At 36.9% G+C, this 274-nt stretch carries 1 protein-coding gene; it reads right to left on the bottom strand.

Annotated features, from left to right (window positions below):
- The coding region (locus KL866_RS05920; RefSeq protein WP_214993964.1) for a hypothetical protein at positions 1-185 on the bottom strand (185 nt) is incomplete at its 3' end.
- Between the last annotated feature and the right edge of the window lie 89 nt (positions 186-274).

Here is a 274-nt window from a genome sequence, read left to right as displayed (position 1 = left end):
TCATTATCTGAGACCACAACATCGTTTGAAATCAAGCTGGAGCTAACCACTTTTTCAGATGGTTTGACCTGTGAGTCTTGAGCACACGAAATCAAACCTATTAAGGAAGAAAGTACAAATAATGCGGGCAGGTGCAAGGGCTTCATTGAATTAACCTGTTCTAATTTAGCGATGTAATTAGACATACGAGCTTAATTCCTAAATTAGGAATCAGATAAAGTGCATGTCCTTCTCTTTATCAATATGCCCTACCACTTTACATTATATTGTTAAC

This window comes from Alteromonas sp. ALT199, from assembly GCF_018619335.1.
Classification (GTDB): Bacteria; Pseudomonadota; Gammaproteobacteria; order Enterobacterales; family Alteromonadaceae; genus Alteromonas.
This window is presented reverse-complemented; position numbering and strand designations above follow the sequence as displayed.